Origin of the sequence: Pseudomonas sp. PSKL.D1, from assembly GCF_028898945.1 — a bacterium.
Taxonomy (GTDB): Bacteria; Pseudomonadota; Gammaproteobacteria; order Pseudomonadales; family Pseudomonadaceae; genus Aquipseudomonas.
This window is the reverse complement of record NZ_CP118607.1, coordinates 2,016,956-2,039,831: the sequence shown is the minus strand read 5'-3', so window position 1 is coordinate 2,039,831 and position 22,876 is coordinate 2,016,956. Positions and strand designations below refer to the sequence as shown.

Sequence of the window (22,876 nt, the reverse complement as noted above, 5' to 3'; positions counted from 1 at the left end):
AATCTGGTTATACTGTGAAGACGACATTCGCCGAAAATTCGCATTTCGCTCATTACTGAGCAGAACTCACAAATTTTACCTTAGCCTGATCCACCAGCAGTGAAACTGGTGTTCAGTCTATATCTATCACATATCCGAATTTTTAAAGAACGATCTGACAAAAGTCAGAAATCAACATTCAAACTGAATGCTCATTTCTAAATTTTGAACAGGAAAAGCATTAGATCCACGCAGGACCTTAATCGCCTTTACATCTGAATCAAGCAATTCGTGTGGGAGCTCATCAGCAGGCTGATGTCGTCGATTAAGGAGGTGATCCAGCCGCAGGTTCCCCTACGGCTACCTTGTTACGACTTCACCCCAGTCATGAATCACACCGTGGTAACCGTCCTCCCGAAGGTTAGACTAGCTACTTCTGGTGCAACCCACTCCCATGGTGTGACGGGCGGTGTGTACAAGGCCCGGGAACGTATTCACCGCGACATTCTGATTCGCGATTACTAGCGATTCCGACTTCACGCAGTCGAGTTGCAGACTGCGATCCGGACTACGATCGGTTTTGTGAGATTAGCTCCACCTCGCGGCTTGGCAACCCTCTGTACCGACCATTGTAGCACGTGTGTAGCCCAGGCCGTAAGGGCCATGATGACTTGACGTCATCCCCACCTTCCTCCGGTTTGTCACCGGCAGTCTCCTTAGAGTGCCCACCATTACGTGCTGGTAACTAAGGACAAGGGTTGCGCTCGTTACGGGACTTAACCCAACATCTCACGACACGAGCTGACGACAGCCATGCAGCACCTGTGTCAGAGTTCCCGAAGGCACCAATCCATCTCTGGAAAGTTCTCTGCATGTCAAGGCCTGGTAAGGTTCTTCGCGTTGCTTCGAATTAAACCACATGCTCCACCGCTTGTGCGGGCCCCCGTCAATTCATTTGAGTTTTAACCTTGCGGCCGTACTCCCCAGGCGGTCAACTTAATGCGTTAGCTGCGCCACTAAAATCTCAAGGATTCCAACGGCTAGTTGACATCGTTTACGGCGTGGACTACCAGGGTATCTAATCCTGTTTGCTCCCCACGCTTTCGCACCTCAGTGTCAGTATCAGTCCAGGTGGTCGCCTTCGCCACTGGTGTTCCTTCCTATATCTACGCATTTCACCGCTACACAGGAAATTCCACCACCCTCTACCGTACTCTAGCTTGCCAGTTTTGGATGCAGTTCCCAGGTTGAGCCCGGGGCTTTCACATCCAACTTAACAAACCACCTACGCGCGCTTTACGCCCAGTAATTCCGATTAACGCTTGCACCCTCTGTATTACCGCGGCTGCTGGCACAGAGTTAGCCGGTGCTTATTCTGTCGGTAACGTCAAAACAGCAAGGTATTAACTTACTGCCCTTCCTCCCAACTTAAAGTGCTTTACAATCCGAAGACCTTCTTCACACACGCGGCATGGCTGGATCAGGCTTTCGCCCATTGTCCAATATTCCCCACTGCTGCCTCCCGTAGGAGTCTGGACCGTGTCTCAGTTCCAGTGTGACTGATCATCCTCTCAGACCAGTTACGGATCGTCGCCTTGGTGAGCCATTACCCCACCAACTAGCTAATCCGACCTAGGCTCATCTGATAGCGCAAGGCCCGAAGGTCCCCTGCTTTCTCCCGTAGGACGTATGCGGTATTAGCGTTCCTTTCGAAACGTTGTCCCCCACTACCAGGCAGATTCCTAGGCATTACTCACCCGTCCGCCGCTGAATCAAGGAGCAAGCTCCCGTCATCCGCTCGACTTGCATGTGTTAGGCCTGCCGCCAGCGTTCAATCTGAGCCATGATCAAACTCTTCAGTTCAATACTGCTTGGGCTTTTAAGAAACCCTAAACTTGGCTCAGCAATCTCAAATGACTATGTGATTTCTCGCATGGCCACTTGTGATGCTGATAATCTTTTTGACTATCAGTCCGTACTCACAAGCACCCACACGAATTGCTTGATTCGATTTGTTAAAGAGCGTTTGGTTAAGAGCATTTCGTCTCAACCGAGGCGCGCATTCTACGCTTTCCTCATTTGCTGTCAAGCGTTTATTTTGAAGTTTTTTGCGAGAAACTCGTTTAGCTTCAAACACTTGACTCGCTGCGATCTCTCGTAGCGGGAGGCGAATCATACAGCATTCGAAAACGCTGTCAACCACCTCTTTACAACCTTTCAGTTTCGACCGAATCGCTCAACCTGTTGATTAACAAGGAGTTTTTCGTTCCGGCTACGCTGGAAGTGGGGCGCATTATAAGGAGATTCGAAAATGCGTCAAGCCTTAAAAACGAAGAAGTTAAAGATACGCTGGCAAACGCCCTTGCCTTTGCGCACTATATTGCACACCTCATCCCCTAGGACAGTTGCACAGAAATGAACAACCAGCCACGCAGCCTGGCCTCCACGCTTTTCCCGATAGGCCTGCTAGTGATTGCCATGGCCTCGATTCAATCCGGTGCCTCACTGGCCAAAAGCATGTTTCCGCTGATCGGCGCGCAAGGCACCACTGCGCTGCGCCTTATTTTCGCCAGTATCATCATGTTGCTGATTCTTCGCCCCTGGCGCGCTCGCCTCACAGCCCGAACGCTGCGAAATGTGGTCATTTACGGGATGGCCCTGGGCGGCATGAACTTCCTCTTTTATATGGCACTGCAAACGACGCCACTGGGGATTGCCGTAGCCCTTGAGTTCACAGGGCCCCTGGCGGTCGCACTGTTTGCCTCCCGTCGAGCGATCGACTTCCTGTGGATCGCGCTGGCAGTTGCAGGGCTCCTGCTACTGCTCCCTGTCGGGCACGGCAGCCAGCCGCTGGACCCGCAGGGCGTAGCCTACGCACTGGGTGCCGGCGTGTGTTGGGCGCTCTATATTCTATTCGGCCAGCGCGCAGGCGCGGACCATGGCATCCAGGGCGCGGCGCTGGGCGTGGTGGTGGCAGCGCTCTTCGTGGCCCCCATCGGCATTGCACACGCGGGCAGCGCATTGCTTACACCCGCGGTGATCCCACTGGCATTGGGCGTCGCCATTCTCTCAACCGCCCTGCCCTACAGCCTGGAAATGGTCGCCCTCACCCGCATGCCTGCCCGCACTTTCGGTACGCTTATGAGCATTGAGCCTGCCATCGGCGCCTTGTCGGGCCTGCTGTTCCTCGGCGAGGTACTGAGCCTCACCCAATGGCTGGCCATCCTTGCCATCATCGCTGCCTCCATAGGCGCAACGTTGTCCATGCGCAGAGAGGTGAATCCCCCCGTCGCGGCCGACTGATTTGAGAAATATTTTCATTTGGAACAGGATTAGCCATTGTGGCATTCCATCCTGCTGATTAAGCTGTCACAAAATCATCATCTTCACGCTATCTACTTGTGCGGACACGAAATCCGGGCGCGCCCCGGAGATAGCTGAAGCGATAACGACAGTGGCTGACAACTGATCGGCCCTGCATAAGGACAGGAATGAAACGTATTTTGCTCATCCTGGCTGTCCTGGCTGTGGCGGGATGCGCCGCAACGGCCAAGACCGAGGTCAAGAAAGGTAGAAAAGGCCTGCATATCAACTGCTCGGGCCTTTCGTCCTCTTGGGACAAGTGCTACGCCAAGGCGGCTACGTCGTGCAGCACGCGCGGCTACAGAGTGATCGCCCGCTCGGGCGATACCGATGAAGAACCAGGCGATTACCTGTTCGGTATCAACCCGGCTGGCTACACCAGCCGCAGCATGATCATCATCTGCAAGTAATAAAGGGAGGGCCGCGAAAGCGGCCCTTCTGCATTCACGTCAGCGGCTGGGTGCGCGCCTCGAGCCACGCCAGCGCATCGCCTTTCAGCAGGGGCGTCAGTCGCTCGCGCACCGTCTCGTGATACGCGTTCAGCCAGCCCCGCTCTTGCTCGGTCAGTAACTCAGGCAGCAGGCAACGGGTATCAATCGGGCAAAGCGTCAGGGTTTCGAAATCCAGGAAGTCACCAAAGGCACTCTTGCCAGCATCGCGATTGACCACCAGGTTTTCAATTCGCACCCCCCAGGCGCCGGGGCGGTAGGTGCCTGGTTCAATGGAGCTGATCATGCCTTCCTGCATCGCGGTTTGAGGCGCAGTCGCTGCCTGGTAGGCAATGACCTGCGGCCCCTCATGCACATTCATGAAATAACCCACGCCATGCCCGGTCCCATGGCCGTAATCGACCTGATCCGCCCAAATCGGCGCCCGCGCTATCGCATCGAGCAACGGCGAAAGTATGCCGCGGGGGAACCGGGTGCGGGACAAGGCAATCATGCCTTTTAGCACCCGCGTGCAATCCTGTTTCTGCTCAAGGCTTGGCATACCCACCGGTACCATCCGGGTAATGTCGGTAGTGCCACCCAGGTACTGCCCCCCCGAGTCAATCAGCAGCAGGCCATCACCCTCAATAACAGCATGCGAATGCTCGGTTGCCCGGTAATGTGGCATTGCACCATTGGCATTGAAGGCAGCAATGGTAGAAAAACTCAATGAGACAAAATCGGGCCGGCGGGCGCGCGCGGCGCTCAAACGCTCATCAACCGTGAGTTCAGTGATGACCTCGTGCCCCTGATGTGCTTCGAACCAGGCAAAAAACTCACACAGGGCGGCGCCATCCTGCTCCATCGCACGGCGGATATGCTGAAGATCGCCTTCCCCTTTGCGCGACTTGCTCAATGTGGTCGGGTTCACCCCTTCTACCAACTGAACGCCGCCATCAAGATTGCCAAGCAGGCCACGGGTTACACGCGCAGGGTCAATCATCACGCGTTCACCGGCCGCCACCTGCGACAACGCCTGCCTGACCGCCGCGTAGTCACGCACCTCGATGCCGTCGACTGCCAGCACCTGACGCAGGTGCTCGTCCACTTTCCCGTCCTGCACAAACAAGATCGCCTGTTGCTGGCTGATCAGCGCAAAGGAGACGAACACCGGGTTGTAGGACACATCGCTGCCGCGCAGGTTGAACAACCACGCGATATCATCGAGCGTGGCAATGAAGTGCCACTGTGCATTCTTTTCAGCCAACGTTTCGCGCAACTGCGCGAGCTTCGCCGCCCGACTGACCGTGGCATGTGGCGGCAGATGCTGGTACACGGGGTTGACGGGCAGTACCGGGCGCTCCTGCCATACCTCGTCGAGCAAGTCTTTACTCGTGTCCAGGCGGATGCCTCGCGTGCTCAAGCGCTCTTCCAGCTGTCGCGCCGAAGCCAATGCCATGACCGCACCATCGACAGCCACCACACCGTTCGAGGCAACTTGCTCACCCAACCACTCCAACGCCCCCGGCTTGCCCGGCTGCAACTTCATCAACGCGATACCGCTGCCGGCCAACTCTTGATCGGCCTGCTCCCAGTACCGGCTGTCTGCCCACAGGCCTGCAAAGTCGGCTGTCACCACCAAGGTGCCAACGGAACCGTGAAAACCTGACAACCATTGCCGCCCCTGCCAGTGCCCCGGCAGGTATTCGGACAGATGTGGGTCGGCCGACGGCACCAGAAGGGCATCGATGCCTTGACTGGCCATTACCTCACGCATGCGCGCCAGGCGCTCCGGCACACTTTGCCCCATCGTGGTCTGAACGTTCATGCGCACTCCTGCGAATACTTCGTGGTTAATCCAGACCGACGATAATGAAACAGCAGCCACGCCCCTGCAATCATGACGGCCAAGGCACGGCATGCAATGCCCGTGACGCCCTCTGGGTACGGCATGTTTCCTACAAAACCGCGATCAACCTCGCGCAGCCACCTGGCAATGCAGGCCACCATCCACCCCACGCACCAGGCTGCGCACGGCCTGATAGGACGCAAAATTGGCACCGCGTGCGTGGTGACGGCTCAGCAACTCGAGAAACGGCTCTTCGACAAAGCAAGCCGCGGCAGCCTCCCAGGCTTGGCGCGAGTGCCATTGCAGATACTGCAGCACTCGGCTGCCATCATCGCTTGCCTGAATGCTCACCCCTTGCAGGCCCTCGCACCGCGCAGCCAGTTGCTCGCTACGCAACACCAAGGCCTGGGCCAGCGCCGCCTGGCGGGCAGCAGGCACTTCGTACTCGATCATCTGGGTGAACCACAGGGAATGCGGCATGGCCGTCATGGGTATTCTCCTTGCTCCGTACGCTTGCAGCGCGATGGCCAGCAGGGTAAAACCTCGAGTTAACTCAAGGTCAAGGAATTTTCCCACATGCCGGACAAACCGCGCGCACCTCAGGACAAACTCCTTAGCGTCGGCCAGCTGGCTGCGCGCAGCGGCGTGGCCGTGACCGCCCTGCACTTCTACGAAACCAAGGGGCTGATCCGCAGCACCCGCAATGCCGGCAACCAACGCCGCTACCCTCGCGCCATGCTGCGACGGGTTGCCGTGATCAAAATGGCCCAGCGCCTGGGCATCCCCTTGGCCGACATTGCCAGCGCCCTGGCCACGCTGCCCAACGACCACACGCCCACGGCCGAGGACTGGCAACAGCTGTCGGCACGTTGGCGCGATGACCTCAGCCGGCGCATTGAAGATTTGGTGAGGCTGCGCGACCAACTGGACGGTTGTATCGGCTGCGGCTGCATGTCGCTCAAGGAGTGCCCGCTGCGCAATCGGCAAGACCATCTGGCCGAGGAAGGGCCCGGGCCCCATTTGCACTAAGGCATCACTTGGCCCGGCAAAGCGAAACGGCGCCGATAGTCACTTGGGGTCATGCCGGTGATGCGCTGGAACACCTTGCGAAACGCACCTGCGTCCTGATACCCGACACCCCAGGCAATCTGTTCGACAGTACGCCGGGTAAATTCAAGCAAACGGCAAGCCCGCCCCACCCTCACCTGCTGGCAATACTCGGTGGGTTTCAACCCCGTGGCAGCGCGAAAACGGCGCAAAAACGTCCGTTCCTCAAGCCCGGCACGCATTGCCATTGCGGCAACATCGACGTCGCGTGCGCTGCTGGCCTGCAACCAGTGCTGAACTTTCAGTACCGCCTCGTCGCCATGTTCCAGGCGCGGGCTGAAAAGCGCCCCGGGCAAAGGTGCGGCCACAGGTTCAACCGACAGATAACGGGCCGTTTCCCAAGACACCGAGCCGCCCAGGTAGCGATCTACAAGGCGCAAGCCCAGTTCAGTCCAGGCCATCAGGCCCGCCGAGGTAATGATGTCCCCTTCGTCAAGCAAGGGTTGATTGGCCTGCACGCGCACATTGGGGTAACGCTGGGCCAGTACCGATTCATAATTCCAGTGCGAACTGGCGGGCCTTCCGTCCAGCAGGCCGCTGGCGGCAATGAAGAACACCCCGATGCACACAGACGCCAGCACGACGCCCTGGCCATGCCATTCGCGTAACTGGGCGCGGTGGCGCGCAAGCAATCCGTCTGGCGGCGCAGACTCAAGGCTCGGCGGGACGATCAGCACGCGCACATTGTGGGAGGCGCCGGGCAGGCTGTCCTCTGCCACCTGCAACACTCCCGCGTCATCGGCCCGCCAATGGCTGACACGCAGCACAGGCAACTGCATGGCACCCAACTCGGCCGCCACCCGGTTGGCCACCTGGAACAGGTCTGTCAGGCCATGCACGGCTGCCCATTGCACGCCCGGGTAAAGCAACAAGCCAAACTCCAGGCTCGCACGGCTGTCAGTTTTTGCCTTCATTGTGTCGTTTGCGCCAATTCTCACCCAGATGCGCTCAGCCTATAACTATCGGCATCCAGTCACTACTGCCACAGGAGGCAGCATGAGCAAGCACGCACTGATCATCATCGACATCCAGAACGATTACTTTCCGGGTGGCAAATGGGCCCTCGAAGGGGCCGACCAGGCTGCCGACAACGCCGCCCGGCTACTGACCGCAGCGCGCGCTCGCGGCGACCTGGTGGTACATGTACGGCATGAATTCGAAAGTGCCGACGCCCCTTTCTTCACCCCAGGCTCGGCAGGGGCGCAGATCCACGCCAAGGTGGCCCCTGCAAACAATGAACCCGTGGTGCTCAAGCACAACGTCAACTCATTCCGTGATACGCCACTCAAAAGCACCCTCGATGATCACGGCATCACCGCCCTTACCATCGTCGGCAGCATGAGCCACATGTGCATCGATGCGGCCACCCGCGCGGCCGCCGACTTCGGCTACGACGTCACCGTGGCACATGACGCTTGTGCCACCCTGCCACTGGCCTTCCACAGCAAGCAGGTCACCGCGGCGGATGTACACGCATCCACGATGGCCGCCCTGGCATTCGCATACGCCAAGGTGGTGGCAACCGATGATCTATTGGCTCACTGAAACCTGCACCGCACGGTCTCAGATGACCACATTGCGCACAAAGCGCGTGGGCACGGCGCCATCGTTGCGGTAGGCATAACGGCAATTGCTGGGGAAGACATGGAACTGACCGACCTGAAGTGAGTGCTCGACCCCTTCGATGATCAACGTAAGCTGGCCTTCGGCGACATAAATTTGCTCGCTCCAGCCTTCGGCATCGGCTTCACTGGCATAGCGCTCACCTGGCGCCAGGGTCCATTCCCAGATCTCCACCTCCCGCCGGGCAGGGCTGCTGGCCAGCAGCACAGCCTGGCTCTGGGGGTGCTCACCGGCCCATGCCAACTCGTCGATGCGGCTGGGGTCGCGCTGGTCCGGGGCCTGAATCAGGGTACTGAAAGCAACGCCCAAGGCCTCGGCGATCAGGTCCAGGGTAGTCAGGCTGACATTTTTTTCGCCGGCCTCTATCGCCACCAGCATCCGCCGGCTGACCCCGGATCGCTCGGCCAACGCCGCCTGGCTCATCCCCGACGCATTGCGCAAACCACGCACGTTGAGGCTGACATGCTGCAGCACCGAGGCCCGGTGCGGGGAATCTTTGTGCACTATATTGCTCACTTCATTCATTTGCGCAGTATACTGCCCACTTTGCGGCGATTGTGCGCCGCCCCCTCCGAGTACGCAATACCATGAGCAAAACCGCCAATAGCCCACAGCCTACCGTGTCGTTTCGCCTGAGCAAGGCCGAAATGGTCCTGGTATTCATCACCATGCTCTGGGGGGGCACGTTCTTGCTGGTGCATAACGTCATGACCGTAAGCGGGCCCATGTTCTTCGTTGGCCTGCGGTTTGCGGCAGCCGCCCTGTTCGTGGGCCTGGTTTCGGCGCGGGCGCTGTCTGGCCTGACACTGACCGAGCTAAAGGCGGGCGTGTTGATCGGCGTGTCCATCATGCTGGGTTACGGCTTGCAGACCATGGGCCTGCAAACCATCAGCAGCAGCCAGTCAGCCTTCATCACCGCGTTGTATGTACCTTTTGTTCCGCTGCTGCAGTGGGTGGTCCTGGGGCGACGCCCGGGCCTGATGCCCAGCCTCGGCATCTGCCTGGCATTCGCCGGCCTGATGTTGCTTGCCGGCCCGGAAGGCGGGGCATTGCACTTCAGCGAGGGCGAACTGGTCACCCTGGTGAGTGCGGTTGCCATTGCCGCCGAGATCATTCTGATCAGCCGGTACGCAGGCCAGGTCGATGTACGCCGGGTGACCGTGGTGCAACTGGCCACAGCCTCAGTGCTTTCCTTCCTGATGATCGTCCCTACCCAGGAGCGCCTGCCCGATTTCTCCTGGCTGCTGGTGCTGAGCGCGCTTGGCCTGGGTGCGATGAGCGCCGTGATTCAGGTGGCCATGAACTGGGCGCAAAAATCGGTTTCGCCCACCCGCGCCACGCTGATCTATGCGGGCGAGCCTGTATGGGCAGGGATCGTCGGGCGCATCGCCGGTGAACGCTTGCCGGGCGTGGCCCTGATCGGCGCCGTGCTGATCGTGGTGGCCGTGGTGGTGAGCGAGCTGAAGGTGCGCCGTGCCCGCCCGCACAGGGATGCCATTGCAGTGAGCGATGAGGGCGAGGCGCGCCTGTAAAACGCCCAAGTCCAGCTATGCTCTGTAAGAAACTGTTATAAAAAAACAGTCTGTAACACCCCATTTGTACGATTCTGCGACAGCTTGCGTGTTGGTGATCATGTCTTCGGCACGTATGATCCTTGGCAAACCTTTCCAGAATAGAACGCTATGTCATTGATAGTGCTATTGCTTCTGCCGTTCGTGGGCAGTTGCCTGGCAGCCGTGCTGCCGCACAACGCACGTAACGCCGAGTCCATTCTCGCCGGGCTCGTGGCCTTGGTCGGTACCGTCCAGGTAGCACTGTTGTATCCGCAGGTTGCCCATGGCGGCGTCATTCGTGAGGAATTCCTCTGGCTGCCCAGCCTGGGGTTGAACCTGGTGCTGCGCATGGACGGCTTTGCCTGGCTGTTCTCGTTGCTGGTGCTGGGCATCGGCACACTGGTTTCGCTGTATGCCCGCTACTACATGTCCCCGCAGGACCCGGTGCCGCGCTTCTTCGCCTTCTTCCTGGCCTTCATGGGCGCCATGCTGGGCCTGGTGATTTCCGGCAACCTCATCCAACTGGTGTTCTTCTGGGAACTGACCAGCCTGTTCTCGTTCCTGCTGATCGGCTACTGGCACCACCGCGCCGACGCCCGCCGCGGCGCATACATGGCACTGATGGTCACCGGCGCCGGGGGGTTGTGCCTGCTGGTTGGCGCGCTGCTGCTGGGCCATGTCGTGGGCAGCTACGACCTGGACAAGGTGCTGGCCGCCGGCGACATCATTCGCCAGCACGCCCTGTACCCGGTGCTACTGCCGCTGATCCTGATCGGTGCGCTGAGCAAGAGCGCCCAGTTCCCCTTCCAGTTCTGGCTGCCCCATGCGATGGCGGCACCTACACCGGTTTCCGCTTATTTGCACTCGGCCACCATGGTCAAGGCCGGTGTGTTCCTGCTGGCGCGCCTGTGGCCTGTGCTGTCGGGCAGCGAAGAGTGGTTCTGGATCGTGGGCGGCGCCGGCGCCCTGACGCTGCTGCTGGGCGCCTTCGCCGCCATGTTCCAGAATGACCTCAAGGGCCTGCTGGCATACTCGACCATCAGCCACCTGGGCCTGATTACCTTGCTGCTGGGCCTGAACAGCCCGCTGGCGGCCGTCGCGGCGGTGTTCCACATCCTTAACCATGCCACCTTCAAGGCATCGCTGTTCATGGCCGCCGGTATCATCGACCACGAGAGCGGTACCCGTGACATCCGCCGCCTGAGCGGCCTGATCCGGCTGGTGCCCTACACCGCCACGCTGGCCATGGTGGCCAGTGCTTCCATGGCCGGCGTACCGCTGATGAACGGTTTCCTGTCCAAGGAAATGTTCTTTGCCGAAACGGTGTTCATCAGCTCCACCGCCTGGGTCGAGGCGGCCTTGCCGATCATCGCCACCCTTGCTGGCACGTTCAGCGTGGCCTACGCACTGCGCTTCACGGTAGACGTGTTCTTCGGCCCCACCGCACAGGACCTGCCACATACCCCCCATGAGCCACCGCGCTGGATGCGTGCACCGGTTGAACTGCTGGTACTTACCTGCCTGGTGGTGGGCATCTTCCCGGCGCAATCGGTCGGCCCGCTACTGGCTGCGGCCGCCCTGCCTGTAGTGGGTGGCACGCTGCCTGAATACAGCCTGGCCATCTGGCATGGCTGGAATGCCCCATTGATCATGAGCCTGGTGGCCATGAGCGGCGGCATCCTGCTGTACCTGTTGCTTCGCAACCAGTTGCGCCGCGGCCGCTTCCCCTACCCGCCAGTGATCGAACGTTTCAATGGCAAGCGCCTGTTCGAACACGGCCAGGTGAGGCTGATGCTGCTGGCACGGCACATCGAGCGCGCGCTCACCACACGCCGCCTGCAGTCGCAGCTGTTCATGCTGGTATTGGCTGCATTCGTAGCCGGCCTTGTGCCGTTGCTGTACAGCGGCGTGAGCTGGGGTGACCGGCCGAAGATACCCGGTTCAGGCATATTCGTTGCCCTCTGGCTGATCGCCATCGCCTGTGCCATCGGCGCGGCATACCAAGCCAAGTACCACCGGCTGGCAGCGTTGATCATGGTCGGCGTGTGCGGCCTGATGACCTGCATCACCTTCGTCTGGTTCTCGGCACCCGACCTTGCCCTGACCCAACTGGTGGTAGAGGTGGTGACCACGGTGCTGATCCTGCTGGGCCTACGCTGGCTCCCCCGGCGGATCGAAGGCGTCTCGCCCCTGCCCGGCAGCCTCGACCGCGCCCGCATGCGGCGTCTGCGCGACCTGTTGCTGGCCGTGCTGGTCGGTGGCGGCATGGCAGTGCTGTCATACGCCATGTTGACCCGACCGACGCCCAACGACATCTCGTCGTTCTACCTGAGCCGGGCCTTGCCGCAAGGCGGCGGCACCAACGTTGTCAACGTGATGCTGGTCGATTTCCGTGGCTTCGATACCTTTGGCGAAATCACCGTGCTGGTAGCGGTCGCGCTGACTGTATTTGCCCTGCTGCGTCGTTTCCGCCCACCCAAAGAGAGCATGCAACTGCCAGCACAACAGCGCCAGCTGGCACCTGACGTGGTCACCGACCTGGTCAACCCTCGCCACGCCACCGATACCGCACTGGGGTTCATGATGGTGCCAGCGGTACTGGTACGCCTGCTGCTGCCGATTGCCCTGCTGGTATCGATGTACCTGTTCATGCGCGGCCACAACCAGCCGGGTGGCGGCTTCGTGGCCGGCCTGGTGATGTCGGTGGCGTTCATCCTCCAGTACATGGTTGCCGGCACCCAGTGGGTCGAGGCGCAGATGAGCCTGCGGCCCCTGCGCTGGATGGGCACCGGCCTGTTCTGTGCCACGCTCACGGGCGGTGGCGCGATGCTGCTGGGTTACCCGTTCCTGACCACGCACACTGCCCACCTGCACCTGCCAGTGCTCGGGGACGTGCACGTGGCCAGCGCGTTGTTCTTCGATATTGGCGTATACACCGTGGTGGTCGGCTCGACCCTGCTCATCCTCACCGCCCTGGCGCACCAGTCGGTACGCGCGTACCGCCCGGGCAACCCATCCAAAACCAGCCAAGCAGGAGCCGCCTGATGGAAGAAGTCATTGCAATTGCCATCGGCGTACTGGCTGCCTCGGGGGTGTGGCTGATACTGCGCCCGCGAACCTACCAGGTCATCATGGGCCTGTGCCTGTTGTCCTACGGCGTCAATCTTTTCATCTTCAGCATGGGCAGCCTGTTCATCGGCAAGGAGCCGATCATCAAGGACGGTGTCCCCCAGGACTTGCTGCACTACACCGACCCGCTGCCCCAGGCGCTGGTACTTACGGCCATCGTCATCAGTTTCGCCATGACCGCGCTGTTCCTGGTGGTACTGCTGGCGTCGCGCGGGCTGACCGGCACCGACCACGTGGATGGCCGGGAGCGTGACGAATGAGCGGCATGAGCCAGCTGATCATCGCGCCCATCCTGCTGCCATTGCTGACGGCGGCGCTGATGATGCTGATTGGCGAGAAGCATCGCCAACTCAAAGGGCGCATCAACCTGCTTTCCACGCTTGTGGGCCTGGCCATTGCCATCAGCCTGCTGCTGTGGGTGCGCACCCAGGGCCAGGCGGAGTCGATCGGCGTCTACCTGCCGGGTAACTGGCCCGCGCCGTTCGGCATCGTGCTGGTGCTGGACCACCTGTCGGCACTGCTGCTGACGCTGACCGGCGTCGTCGGGGTAAGCGCTCTGCTGTTCGCCCGGGCCCGATGGGAAGGTGCAGGCTCAAGTTTTCATGCGCTGTTCCAGATTCAGCTGATGGGCCTGTACGGGGCCTTCCTGACTGCCGACCTGTTCAACCTGTTCGTGTTCTTCGAAGTGCTGCTGGCAGCCTCTTACGGGCTGCTGCTGCACGGTTCGGGGCGGGCACGGGTACGTGCGGGGCTGCACTACATTGCCATCAACCTGTTCGCCTCGTCCCTGTTCCTGGTGGGAGCGGCGATGCTCTATGGCGTCACGGGCACCCTGAACATGGCCGACCTGGCACTGAAGGTCCCGTTGGTGCCTGAAGCCGACCGTGGCTTGCTGCATGCGGGCGCTGCCATCCTGGCCATTGCGTTTCTGGTGAAGGCCGGCATCTGGCCACTCAACTCCTGGTTGGTGCCCGCCTACGCGTCGGCCAGCGCACCCGTGGCGGCGCTGTTCGCGATCATGACCAAGGTTGGTCTGTATGCCGTGTTGCGCCTGTGGACCTTGCTGTTTTCCGGGCAGGCGGGCGCGTCGGCGCAGTTTGGCGGGCAATGGCTGATTTATGGCGGCCTGGTCACCCTGGCAGTGGCAGCGGTGTCGATCCTGGCCGCCCAGCGCCTGGAGCGCATGGCAGCCTTGAGCATTCTGGTCTCCGCCGGCACGCTGCTTGGCGCAGTTGGCTTTGCCCAGCCGGCACTCACGGGTGCCGCACTGTTCTATCTGGTGAATTCCACCCTTGCCCTCTGCGCCCTGTTCCTGCTGGCCGAGCTGATCGAACGCTCGCGTTCGGCCAACGAAGCGCCGCTGGACGACGAGGAAGACGCCATTCCCTCGCCGCTTGAAACACTGCACCCGCCCAAAGGCATCAACCTCGACGACGAGCAAAAAGCAGTGATCGGCCAGATCATCCCGTGGACCATGGCCTTCCTGGGCTTGAGCTTCATTGCCTGCGCCCTGCTGATCATCGGCATGCCGCCGCTGTCTGGCTTCGTTGGCAAGTTCAATCTCATCAGCGCGCTGTTCAACCCTTTGGGGTTGGGCGTGCCGGCCGAGCAACCGCTGGGCTGGGCTGGCTGGGCGCTGGTGGCCCTGCTCATCCTTTCAGGCATGGCCTCCCTGATCGCCTTCGGCCGCGTGGGCATCCAACGCTTCTGGAAGCCCGAAGAGCGTCCGTCACCCGTACTGCGTCGGTACGAATGCCTGCCGGTGGTCATCTTGCTCGCCCTGTGCATCATCCTCAGCTTCAAGGCTGAACCGCTGCTGCGCTACACCCAGGACACTGCCGCCAGCCTGCAGGCACCTGATGCCTACATTCAGGCGGTAATGGCTGCACGCCCGGTACCAGGCCCCACTTCACTCGACGCACAGGTGCAGCCATGAGCCGTCTGTTCCCCGCACCCTTGTTGTCTGTTGCGCTGTTCGCACTGTGGCTGGTGCTCAACCTGTCAGTCAGCCCCGGCAACCTGCTGCTCGGCGCTGCACTGGGCATTCTTGCCCCCCTGTTGATGGCACCGCTTCGCCCTCAGCACGCTCGTGTGCGCAGGCCGTTGACGATTGCAAGGCTGATCGGCCGGGTAGGCATTGATGTGATCCACTCCAACCTGGAAGTGGCCAAAGGTGTTTTGCGTGCAGGGAGCCATCAGCCCCGCTCGACATTCGTGCACATCCCCCTGGACTTGCGAGATGCCCACGGCCTGGCCGCGCTGGCCATGATCACCACCGTGGTGCCGGGCACCATCTGGTCGGAACTGGCACTGGACCGCAGCGTATTGCTGCTGCACGTGTTCGACCTTGATGACGAGCCAGCCTTCATCGAGCACTTCAAAACCACTTACGAGCGCCCGCTGATGGAGATTTTCGAATGACAGGCCTGCTCGCCAACGCCGTTCTCGCCAGCCTGTTCATCTTTGCGCTGGCCATGGGCCTCACGCTGATCAGGCTATTTCGCGGCCCATCCGCCCAGGACCGGGTCCTGGCGCTGGACTACCTGTACATCCTGGCTATGTTGATGATGCTGATTCTGGGCATCCGTTACGCAAGCGACACCTACTTCGAAGGTGCCTTGCTCATTGCCCTGTTCGGCTTTGTGGGCTCGTTCGCACTGGCCAAATTCCTGCTGCGCGGTGAGGTGATCGAATGACCGACGCCATCGTTTTGCCTTTCTGGCTGGAATTGCTCACCGCGGCCTTGTTGCTGATTGCCAGCCTGTTTGCCTTGATAGGCGCGCTGGGCCTGTTGCGGCTGAAGGATTACTTCCAGCGCATGCACCCGCCTGCGCTGGCCTCGACCATCGGCGCCTGGTGCGTCGCACTGGCCTCGATCATCTACTTTTCGTGGCTCAAGCAAGGCCCGGTGCTGCATGCCTGGCTGATCCCGATTCTGCTATCGATTACCGTGCCGGTCACCACACTGCTGTTGGCCCGAGCAGCACTGTTCCGCAAGCGCATGTCCAGGGAGGCCGTACCTGAAGAAGTCAGCAGCGGGCGGGATAACGGCAACTGAAAGCGCCAGCGTTACCCTTGACTGAGGCGCTGCAACTCGCGCCGCACCATCGAGGCATAGTGGGGAGGGCTCAGCTGATAGAGCTGGGCCGCAACCCAATTCAACCAGCCCCCTTGCAGCGCCTCACGCTGCGCCAGTAGCTGTTTGGCCAGCGCAGTGGCCTGAACCTGGTGCTGAAGATGAAACTCGGCGCGTGAGCCAGTTGCCTGTGCAGCTTCGCTCATTCACTGGCCTTGAAGGTTGTCAGCTCGCCCTTGCGCCATTTGGCAACTTTACCGGTTACTGCCTTGAGCAGTTTGCCCAACCCTTCCTGCACTTGTTGCTGAGCGGCAAAGACCAGCATTACGCCCTGCCCTTCCCGAAACACGATGCCCTCGCCTTCCGGCACCGAGACAAATGCGTAGTCGCCCACGCCGTACACATTCAGTTTGATGTCACGAAAGCGCATCTCCAGTTTGCCGCCCTCACGACTGGGCAGCACTGCAGCACGAAAATGGTCGCCCACTTTCAATTCCAGGCGCTGCTTGTCATCGACCACCAATGCGCTTTCGGTGTCGATCTCGGCCATGTACAAGCCTTCGGGGTTTTGTTCGGTGACATAGATAAAACGGCCTTGAAACAATTTGGCCAACCTACCGCGCAAGTCCCCAAGTGCGAACAAGGCGTGGGTATCCAGTGTACTGACTGCCAAAGAAGTAATCCTCAAACCAGTGACATCCACGCCCGCATCGGTACGACGAGGCGCAGCAAATTCTATTTGTTAGGCAATGAGAGTAATCAAGCGCCGAACACGTCGTCTGTGCCCGGTGACGATGCTACTTGCAGGATTTTTTACCCTGTATTGCCAGATCTGCCTTCAAGAAGGGCTTTCGGCATTATTCCCCAACGGGAAGCGTAAACGCTTACAACCAACCTGCCAAAAAAGATGCGATAGATAACGGCAGGCCCCTCTGGAGAACGGGCCCTGGAATCCAACAAAAACTACCGGGGAAGAAATATGCACGAAAACACCGAAATCCGTCGAGTGGGAATCAACATTTCTTACCCGCCTTGCATCGGCGAACGACCGCGCTACGTGGTAATTCCCGCTGGTAAGAAGTTTTTTCATGTGACAGAGAGCGCCACTGGCAGGGTAAAGGGCTTTCGTCAGCGCCATCAGGATGCCTGTTCGCTGGCCCGCAGCCTGGAACCGTAAGTAGCTGTCAGGCGGCCTGGCCTTTGAGCAATAGCTGCTCCCAGGCCTCCTGGCACTCCAACGCCTCGGCACGGGTAGCGAATGCCGTGCCACGGCGCTCGCCGTTGACCAGCACTACCCAGCACACACGCTTGCCCTGTGCCTGCAGCGCTGCCGGCACACCCGAACCGATCATCACCGCCACATCGACGCGACTGCCCATCATGCCCTCCAACATATAATTAGCACCCTAACTATATGGGCATGATACGCCGGCTCATCCGCGGGAAACAGCCCGTCCCGGCACTGCAGTGTTACGCAGACAGCAATAAACGCTTGCGGCTCAACAAACGCAAAAAGCCCCAGGGATTGCTCCATGGGGCCTGGCACAGCACGCCGCGTCAGACTTGACGCTGGTGGCGGTCGAGCTGCTCGTGGCGTTCCTGGGCTTCGATGCAGTACTTGGTGGTCGGGCTGATCAGCAAACGCTTCAGGCCAATCGGCTCACCACTGTCGTCACACCAGCCGAAGCTCTCGTCGCCAATGCGGTCAAGGGCCATTTCCAGCTGCGGCAGCAAACGCTGGTCGCGGTCGATGGCATTTACCAGCCAGCTGCGCTCCTCTTCGACCGAAGCCACGTCGGCAGGGTCCGAAGGGGTATCCAGGCCCTCGATGGTGGCACGGCTCAGCTCGATGCGCTCATGGGTTTCGACTTTCATCGCCTGCAGCAAGGCAGTGAAAAATGCCAGCTGGTCAGCGTTCATGTAGTCATCGGCCGACATGGCCAGCAACTGTTCCTTGGTCATCGATTTCTCTATGAAAATAGGTGCATTTGGGCAATTCAGGTGCCGCCGGGGCAAAAACCTCGGCAACGGAATTTTTCGAGCGCCAACCGGCACTCTTTTACAGGGGGCGGCAGTCTAAGGCGCCACGTCGCCAGGGGCAACACCATTGAAGCTGGAAATGACCGAAATGACGTGGATTCCGCTTATCGGCATGGGTAAGGGTGCTAAATCTGTAACACCTTGAAATAGCCTGCGCACGGCTCAATCGCGTTCCAGCCCCGATTCGAGAGTGCCACGATGCTCACCCCGACACGACTACCCCGCAGCACTACACTGCCCTGCGCCGTCGCCCAGCGCTTTGCCGCCCGCCCCACGCTGTTCGAAGTCGCGGCCCGAATACTGGCAGAACAATGGCAGCTACGCGAACTTGCGCCGGAGCTCGACCCGCTGGAGCTGGAGCTTGTCAGTTTTGGCCTGGTGCCGGGCATTGCCTACGTTCGGCCGTTGCATCAGGTGCTGGTCGAGCGTTATTGCATGCGCGGCACGCTGAACCTCACACCCGGTCAGGATACGATCAGCCGTGCCAGTTCGACGAACGATGATGAACCTGTGCCCGTGGCGCTGCATGCATTCGAGTTGCTGTTGAACGAGTGCGGCCCGCTGCTGCTGGAGCATTACCAATCGTTGATTACCCAATTCTGGTGTACATCGGACCTGAACGGAGAAACACCCTGGCAATGGTACACCCGGCATCTTCAGGCCTTGATGAAGGGTGCCATTGAACAAATACCTGAAGACGGGCCACTGGCCGCTGCCCGCAACGTGCTTGGGCATCTGGCCGGTGGCCCTGTCGAGCAAAGCGATCTTGAAAGGCTGCAAGCCGTTGAGGGCATCACGATACAGCTGGTCTACGCCGACATCTCTGTCGGTTGGCAGCTTGACCCAAGCCTGTCCTGCGCCTTGCTTATCGAACGCCCTGCATCTGCCCACCACACCGCCCTTACATTGCTGTTCACCTCGACCGGGCAACTGATGTCGTTTGCGTCGCGTGAGCAGCTGCTGCAAGCCATCGCCCGGCACTGGCCACCCGCTATCGACCAGGCGCCCCCCGCTGTCCGCGTGAGCGCACCTCAGCATTCGCTGTTCCAGGCCCAAGCCCTGGGTCTGCTTGGTCAACAACTCAAAGCCACGGAGGTTGCCGCGCGGGCGTATCACGGCCAGGACCGGGCCATCCAGTTGGCCAATGCGCTGGATAAACTGACCGAAATGGCCAACTTCTGCAGCGAGGGTGACCTGGCCAGCCATGCCCAATTACAGGCTCAATTACCGGGCTGGATGAAAGATGCCAATCCAAGGGCCCTGCTCGTCTTCAGCTCGATGTTGACCGACATCGCCCAGGCCACCGCTGACGCCAATGGCGGCAACTGGCTCGATGGCGTGCCGGATGCCCAAACCTTCGCCTATGACCGGCTCGCAGAATTGATTCACCGCGACCACCCCGAGTCCACGCTCGATCTTCACGCCATACGGGTGCTCAACCAGCAAACCACCAGTGTCGCGATCCCCGTCGGCGGCCAATTGGTCGAAGCGGGCGACGTAAAGCCAGTCACCTTCACCCTCGCCGAACTGGCGATTGCCAACCTCAACCTGCTCAAACCCGGCAGCGTGACTTTGCAGGCAATCGACGGCCAGGCCATACCGACCTGGTTCGACACAGCCACTTTGCGAGCCCTGATCACAGAAGCCGATGTGGGGGCTGCCTACCCGCGTCGGCTGCGTCAGGAGCTGCTCGACGACCATGACAAACGCACCCAGCGTCAGCAACTGTTCGCCAACCAGCTGAGCACACAGCTGCCAGCACAGGCAATGACCGCCTACCTGCGAGATGGCCAGTTGAGCCTGGCAGCCGTCGTTGCCCTTGAGCAGGTCTTCGCCCCCCTGCCCGGGCGCCAGAGCACCTGGCAACTGCAGGCCCTGGGCCTGCTGCGTACGCTCGATGCTCCGCCCGATTATCCGCAGAACACGTGGTTGATCGAGGACGCGAGCCTGCCGTCCTCACCCTGCCTGCTGTACCGCCCGATGCACAGCGCACCTTTGCTGCTGTTCGCTGACCGGCCGGCGCTGCTGGAGGCCATCAGCCAGCCCGGCGCATTGCAGGAGGACCTGCTCCATCGTCTGCCTGTAGAAGACCGACGCGTGTATGCCCATGGTGGTTTTCGTGAGCCGCACCTGTTCCACCCGTACGAGGACGATTGGGCCGTGCCATTTGGCACCCCTGCGCCGGTCACGCTGTCCCGCGAAACCGCAATGGCAGACCCCGCCGGTGCGATCTATCAGGCCTGTGTGGACGAAACCCTCAGCAACTTCGCCGAGCAATCAGCCAGCAGCGCGCAAACCCGCTTCCAGCGCTGGCAGCATCTGGGCTGGCTGCTGCTCAATACCCTGCTGCCATTTACCGAAGGGCCATTAACCCAGGCTGTGTGGCTGATACAGATGGAAACCGCACTCGCCCGGCTGCTGGATGACCAGCAACCGCAGCAGGCCAGTGACCGTACAGGCAGCTGGATCGAACTGCTGGTCAACGTAGCCTTCCTGATTTTCACCCACGTCATGAGACGCTTGGACGCCGAACACCCGCTGGATGCCAGCTTGCCACCCGGCCTTGGTGACGTGTTGGCGCCGACCCCGGTCATACTGGCCCAACAGGCCCCGAGCGTACTGGACTTCACTTGGTCGTCCCCCTCACTCAAACTCAGCCAGAATCAGGCCGATGCATTGGCCGTACTGCAGGCCGACGTGAACCTGGCCGAGCTTGGCCCACCTGTACCGTCAGGCCCGATGCGCGGGCTCTTCTGGCACCAGAACAGCTTCTGGGTGGCGATCGCCGGTAAGGCCTATCACGTCAGCATGGACACCGAGCAGGATCAGCCACGCATTACCGGCGGAGCCGACGGCGCTACACCCGGCCCCTTCATCGAACGTGATGAAGTCGGCCGCTGGCGCTTCGACCTTGGCCTGCGCCTGCGTGGCGGCCTGCCAACCTCCAGCCGTTTGGCCCAGTTGAAAGCAGCCCGGCAAGCGCGGGTTGCCACGCTGCTTACCCGCGTTGCCGAAGACTCCCAGAGCATCGTCACGCGCCTGGAGTACCTCGACAAAGTGAGGGCAACAATCCGGCATGCCGAAGATCCCCGGTTGCTGCGCGTGGCACTGGAGAAGCTGCAGGCATTCGAGACCTTCCTGAATGAACACCTGTTGCGCATGCACGAATTGAACGAACTCACGCCGGTTACCAGCTACAAGACCAAACGCGCCGGCACCCTGACCCACCTGCTTGACTGCCAATTGGGCATCCGCGTCATCCTGATGCGCCTGCACAAGCCCGAACGCGCCCGCTTGGCCGAAATGATCGAGAACAAGGACGAGATCGGTGAAGACGATGTCCCCATCCTGACCACTCGCCTCGACACGCTGTCGACGCTGTCCGATCAACTGTTCGATAACGCCGTTGCCCTTGAGCAAAGGCTCGAACAACTGCGCCAGCTCGCCAGCCCCTCTTTGCCCAATGCCACCGGCATGTACAAAAGCGTCCAGCAGAAGATGGGTAACTGGCCACCCTTGTATTGGCGCCACATGCGTATCGAGGCCTGTACCAACCGCATCGCGATCGCCGACCTTGACGAAACCGGCAGCTATTGGCTCGACCGGTTCTGGGGCAGCATCGAGCTGGCCGTAAGCCAGCGCCTGCAACTGGCCAAACAGCAAAACACCGGCGACGAGATCAGGCGCCGCCTGCTCGACAGCATTGCCGGGCATCTGGCCACCGCAAAGCGTCGGCTGGCGATCCTGAAACAGCATTTCGACGCCGCCGCCGTGCCCCCGGCGTTGCTGCAATTGCAGGTCGATCTGAACGAATATGGCAGCGAAGTGGCGAGCGAGCTGGCCGAGTACCCCGAATTCCCCCCCTCCAATTCCATCACCCAGCTAAGCCGTCAGCTACCCGGGCTGATCGAAACAGCGGAAGACGGCCTGATGCTCGGGCAACCCCGCGCCGAAGACGAGGATATCGTCGACATACCCGGCGTCAGCGAAGGCAGCATCACGCGTAGCTACAAACGTGAACAGGGGCAGTGGGTCGCCACCGCGGCGCCGGCCAGGCCGCCCCGCCCCGCGCCCGCCAAGCTCAAGGCGTTGCTCAGGCAAACCGACAAATACCTGGCCAGCGCGCGCAAGGACCTGGCCTTGATGCAAACCGCAAATGCCAGCACCTACCTGCCTGTGGAGATCGAGGAGATCCTCTTGCATCACCGTGACACGCTCGACGGCCAACGCCTCGCCATTGAGCAAAACCTGACCCGAGACAACGAAACCGACGAGGCAAGCGCGGGTGGGGATGCCGCGTTGAGCATCAAGGCGCTGGAGGACCTGTGCGCCACGCTGGCCGTTCAAGCCACGCAACTGCGCATCCGCGCGGCACTGAAGCAAAAGCCAAGGATGGGCGAGTTGCGCTTGCTGCTGCAGCACGATCAGGTACAAATTCACGCCCCAGGCACGCGCCAGCGCCTGGCCAAGTTACCCGGGCGGGCAGACGATTACCTGGATGAATACACCATCCGCCATGCAGGCGAAGACATTTGGTATGCGCACTTTCACTATTCCGGCCCGGACTCGGCAAAGGCGGCGTTCACCGCCGGCCACCTGAAAACCGCCGAACAGCGCATGGCCCGGGGGCGCACCACTGACGATGGCAAAGGCCATACGGTGGACGTTTACCGCAGCCCGATCGACCTGGCCGCAGCCGAACGGTACTTCTTCAGCCTCTGATACGAGG

Annotated in this window: 21 protein-coding genes and 1 rRNA gene; 13 read left to right on the top strand and 9 right to left on the bottom strand. The window is 60.6% G+C overall.

Annotation, left to right across the window (positions count from 1 at the left end):
* Positions 1-305: 305 nt before the first annotated feature.
* Positions 306-1,842, bottom strand: a 16S ribosomal RNA gene (locus tag PVV54_RS09035).
* A 552-nt stretch (positions 1,843-2,394) separates the two neighbouring features.
* On the opposite strand from PVV54_RS09035, the gene rhtA reads away from it, so the two are divergent.
* Positions 2,395-3,282, top strand: a complete 888-nt coding sequence (rhtA, locus tag PVV54_RS09030; RefSeq protein ID WP_274909592.1) for a threonine/homoserine exporter RhtA — start codon at positions 2,395-2,397, stop codon at positions 3,280-3,282.
* Positions 3,283-3,470: 188 nt separating this feature from the next.
* Complete coding sequence (locus PVV54_RS09025) at positions 3,471-3,752, top strand: hypothetical protein (protein WP_274909591.1); 282 nt, start codon at positions 3,471-3,473, stop codon at positions 3,750-3,752.
* Positions 3,753-3,786: 34 nt separating this feature from the next.
* On the opposite strand, the gene PVV54_RS09020 is transcribed toward PVV54_RS09025, so the two are convergent.
* Both PVV54_RS09020 and PVV54_RS09015 read right to left on the bottom strand, forming a co-directional pair.
* A complete protein-coding gene (locus tag PVV54_RS09020; protein ID WP_274909590.1) occupies positions 3,787-5,598 on the bottom strand; it encodes an aminopeptidase P family protein in 1,812 nt (603 codons plus the stop codon).
* 144 nt (positions 5,599-5,742) lie between these two features.
* Positions 5,743-6,108, bottom strand: coding sequence for an antibiotic biosynthesis monooxygenase (locus tag PVV54_RS09015; RefSeq protein WP_274909589.1), 366 nt, complete (start codon positions 6,106-6,108; stop codon positions 5,743-5,745).
* Between the two features lie 87 nt (positions 6,109-6,195).
* Between PVV54_RS09015 and soxR the strand changes: the two genes are divergently transcribed.
* A complete protein-coding gene (gene soxR, locus PVV54_RS09010) occupies positions 6,196-6,648 on the top strand; it encodes a redox-sensitive transcriptional activator SoxR (protein WP_274909588.1) in 453 nt (150 codons plus the stop codon).
* On the opposite strand, the gene PVV54_RS09005 is transcribed toward soxR, so the two are convergent.
* A complete protein-coding gene (locus tag PVV54_RS09005) occupies positions 6,645-7,640 on the bottom strand; it encodes a GlxA family transcriptional regulator (RefSeq protein WP_274909587.1) in 996 nt (331 codons plus the stop codon). The genes soxR and PVV54_RS09005 overlap by 4 nt on opposite strands.
* 82 nt (positions 7,641-7,722) lie before the next feature.
* Between PVV54_RS09005 and PVV54_RS09000 the strand changes: the two genes are divergently transcribed.
* Positions 7,723-8,271 (top strand): cysteine hydrolase family protein, encoded by a 549-nt coding sequence (locus tag PVV54_RS09000; RefSeq protein ID WP_274909586.1) that lies wholly within the window; start codon positions 7,723-7,725, stop codon positions 8,269-8,271.
* 18 nt (positions 8,272-8,289) lie between these two features.
* Here PVV54_RS09000 and PVV54_RS08995 read toward each other — a convergent pair whose 3' ends face one another.
* Positions 8,290-8,853 (bottom strand): helix-turn-helix domain-containing protein, encoded by a 564-nt coding sequence (locus PVV54_RS08995; protein ID WP_274909585.1) that lies wholly within the window; start codon positions 8,851-8,853, stop codon positions 8,290-8,292.
* Positions 8,854-8,936: 83 nt separating this feature from the next.
* Here PVV54_RS08995 and PVV54_RS08990 point away from each other — a divergent pair, with 83 nt between their 5' ends.
* The 7 genes from PVV54_RS08990 (at position 8,937) to PVV54_RS08960 (ending at position 16,089) form a co-directional block, all read left to right on the top strand.
* Complete coding sequence (locus PVV54_RS08990; RefSeq protein ID WP_274909584.1) at positions 8,937-9,881, top strand: DMT family transporter; 945 nt, start codon at positions 8,937-8,939, stop codon at positions 9,879-9,881.
* Between the two features lie 150 nt (positions 9,882-10,031).
* Positions 10,032-12,947, top strand: a complete 2,916-nt coding sequence (locus tag PVV54_RS08985) for a monovalent cation/H+ antiporter subunit A (protein ID WP_274909583.1) — start codon at positions 10,032-10,034, stop codon at positions 12,945-12,947.
* A complete protein-coding gene (locus PVV54_RS08980) occupies positions 12,947-13,291 on the top strand; it encodes a Na+/H+ antiporter subunit C (protein ID WP_225777117.1) in 345 nt (114 codons plus the stop codon). The genes PVV54_RS08985 and PVV54_RS08980 overlap by 1 nt, the downstream gene beginning before the upstream one ends.
* Positions 13,288-14,967: a monovalent cation/H+ antiporter subunit D gene (locus PVV54_RS08975; protein ID WP_274909582.1), complete on the top strand. Its 1,680-nt coding sequence runs from the start codon at positions 13,288-13,290 to the stop codon at positions 14,965-14,967. The genes PVV54_RS08980 and PVV54_RS08975 overlap by 4 nt, the downstream gene beginning before the upstream one ends.
* Complete coding sequence (locus PVV54_RS08970) at positions 14,964-15,452, top strand: Na+/H+ antiporter subunit E (RefSeq protein ID WP_274909581.1); 489 nt, start codon at positions 14,964-14,966, stop codon at positions 15,450-15,452. The genes PVV54_RS08975 and PVV54_RS08970 overlap by 4 nt, the downstream gene beginning before the upstream one ends.
* Positions 15,449-15,727, top strand: coding sequence for a K+/H+ antiporter subunit F (locus tag PVV54_RS08965; protein ID WP_274909580.1), 279 nt, complete (start codon positions 15,449-15,451; stop codon positions 15,725-15,727). The genes PVV54_RS08970 and PVV54_RS08965 overlap by 4 nt, the downstream gene beginning before the upstream one ends.
* Positions 15,724-16,089: a Na+/H+ antiporter subunit G gene (locus PVV54_RS08960; protein ID WP_274909579.1), complete on the top strand. Its 366-nt coding sequence runs from the start codon at positions 15,724-15,726 to the stop codon at positions 16,087-16,089. The genes PVV54_RS08965 and PVV54_RS08960 overlap by 4 nt, the downstream gene beginning before the upstream one ends.
* Positions 16,090-16,100: 11 nt before the next feature.
* Here the strand turns inward: PVV54_RS08960 and PVV54_RS08955 are convergent, their stop codons facing one another.
* The gene (locus tag PVV54_RS08955) at positions 16,101-16,313 is read right to left on the bottom strand and encodes a hypothetical protein (RefSeq protein ID WP_274909578.1); all 213 of its coding nucleotides are present in this window, start codon (positions 16,311-16,313) and stop codon (positions 16,101-16,103) included.
* Positions 16,310-16,780, bottom strand: coding sequence for a hypothetical protein (locus PVV54_RS08950; RefSeq protein WP_274909577.1), 471 nt, complete (start codon positions 16,778-16,780; stop codon positions 16,310-16,312). The genes PVV54_RS08955 and PVV54_RS08950 overlap by 4 nt, the downstream gene beginning before the upstream one ends.
* Before the next feature lie 306 nt (positions 16,781-17,086).
* Between PVV54_RS08950 and PVV54_RS26575 the strand changes: the two genes are divergently transcribed.
* Entirely contained in the window at positions 17,087-17,284 is a 198-nt protein-coding gene (locus PVV54_RS26575; protein ID WP_446731442.1) for a hypothetical protein, read from the top strand.
* 7 nt (positions 17,285-17,291) lie between these two features.
* Here PVV54_RS26575 and PVV54_RS08945 read toward each other — a convergent pair whose 3' ends face one another.
* Both PVV54_RS08945 and PVV54_RS08940 read right to left on the bottom strand, forming a co-directional pair.
* On the bottom strand, positions 17,292-17,486 hold the full coding sequence (locus PVV54_RS08945) for a hypothetical protein (RefSeq protein ID WP_274910411.1): 195 nt from the start codon (positions 17,484-17,486) through the stop codon (positions 17,292-17,294).
* A gap of 178 nt (positions 17,487-17,664) precedes the next feature.
* Complete coding sequence (locus PVV54_RS08940) at positions 17,665-18,069, bottom strand: TraR/DksA family transcriptional regulator (RefSeq protein WP_274909576.1); 405 nt, start codon at positions 18,067-18,069, stop codon at positions 17,665-17,667.
* A gap of 276 nt (positions 18,070-18,345) precedes the next feature.
* On the opposite strand from PVV54_RS08940, the gene PVV54_RS08935 reads away from it, so the two are divergent.
* On the top strand, positions 18,346-22,869 hold the full coding sequence (locus PVV54_RS08935; protein ID WP_274909575.1) for a DUF6543 domain-containing protein: 4,524 nt from the start codon (positions 18,346-18,348) through the stop codon (positions 22,867-22,869).
* Positions 22,870-22,876: the final 7 nt, after the last annotated feature.

Bases quoted from the DNA above. Each gene is read 5' to 3' on its own strand.
- PVV54_RS08955 (WP_274909578.1), bottom strand. From the start codon at position 16,313: ATGAGCGAAGCTGCACAGGCAACTGGCTCACGCGCCGAGTTTCATCTT.
- PVV54_RS08980 (WP_225777117.1), top strand. From the start codon at position 12,947: ATGGAAGAAGTCATTGCAATTGCCATCGGCGTACTGGCTGCCTCGGGG.
- PVV54_RS09015 (WP_274909589.1), bottom strand. From the start codon at position 6,108: ATGACGGCCATGCCGCATTCCCTGTGGTTCACCCAGATGATCGAGTAC.
- PVV54_RS08975 (WP_274909582.1), top strand. From the start codon at position 13,288: ATGAGCGGCATGAGCCAGCTGATCATCGCGCCCATCCTGCTGCCATTG.
- rhtA (WP_274909592.1), top strand. From the start codon at position 2,395: ATGAACAACCAGCCACGCAGCCTGGCCTCCACGCTTTTCCCGATAGGC.
- PVV54_RS09020 (WP_274909590.1), bottom strand. From the start codon at position 5,598: ATGAACGTTCAGACCACGATGGGGCAAAGTGTGCCGGAGCGCCTGGCG.
- soxR (WP_274909588.1), top strand. From the start codon at position 6,196: ATGCCGGACAAACCGCGCGCACCTCAGGACAAACTCCTTAGCGTCGGC.
- PVV54_RS08985 (WP_274909583.1), top strand. From the start codon at position 10,032: ATGTCATTGATAGTGCTATTGCTTCTGCCGTTCGTGGGCAGTTGCCTG.
- PVV54_RS08960 (WP_274909579.1), top strand. From the start codon at position 15,724: ATGACCGACGCCATCGTTTTGCCTTTCTGGCTGGAATTGCTCACCGCG.
- PVV54_RS08990 (WP_274909584.1), top strand. From the start codon at position 8,937: ATGAGCAAAACCGCCAATAGCCCACAGCCTACCGTGTCGTTTCGCCTG.
- PVV54_RS26575 (WP_446731442.1), top strand. From the start codon at position 17,087: ATGCACGAAAACACCGAAATCCGTCGAGTGGGAATCAACATTTCTTAC.
- PVV54_RS08970 (WP_274909581.1), top strand. From the start codon at position 14,964: ATGAGCCGTCTGTTCCCCGCACCCTTGTTGTCTGTTGCGCTGTTCGCA.
- PVV54_RS08945 (WP_274910411.1), bottom strand. From the start codon at position 17,486: ATGGGCAGTCGCGTCGATGTGGCGGTGATGATCGGTTCGGGTGTGCCG.
- PVV54_RS09000 (WP_274909586.1), top strand. From the start codon at position 7,723: ATGAGCAAGCACGCACTGATCATCATCGACATCCAGAACGATTACTTT.
- PVV54_RS09025 (WP_274909591.1), top strand. From the start codon at position 3,471: ATGAAACGTATTTTGCTCATCCTGGCTGTCCTGGCTGTGGCGGGATGC.
- PVV54_RS09005 (WP_274909587.1), bottom strand. From the start codon at position 7,640: ATGAAGGCAAAAACTGACAGCCGTGCGAGCCTGGAGTTTGGCTTGTTG.
- PVV54_RS08935 (WP_274909575.1), top strand. From the start codon at position 18,346: ATGCTCACCCCGACACGACTACCCCGCAGCACTACACTGCCCTGCGCC.
- PVV54_RS08940 (WP_274909576.1), bottom strand. From the start codon at position 18,069: ATGACCAAGGAACAGTTGCTGGCCATGTCGGCCGATGACTACATGAAC.
- PVV54_RS08965 (WP_274909580.1), top strand. From the start codon at position 15,449: ATGACAGGCCTGCTCGCCAACGCCGTTCTCGCCAGCCTGTTCATCTTT.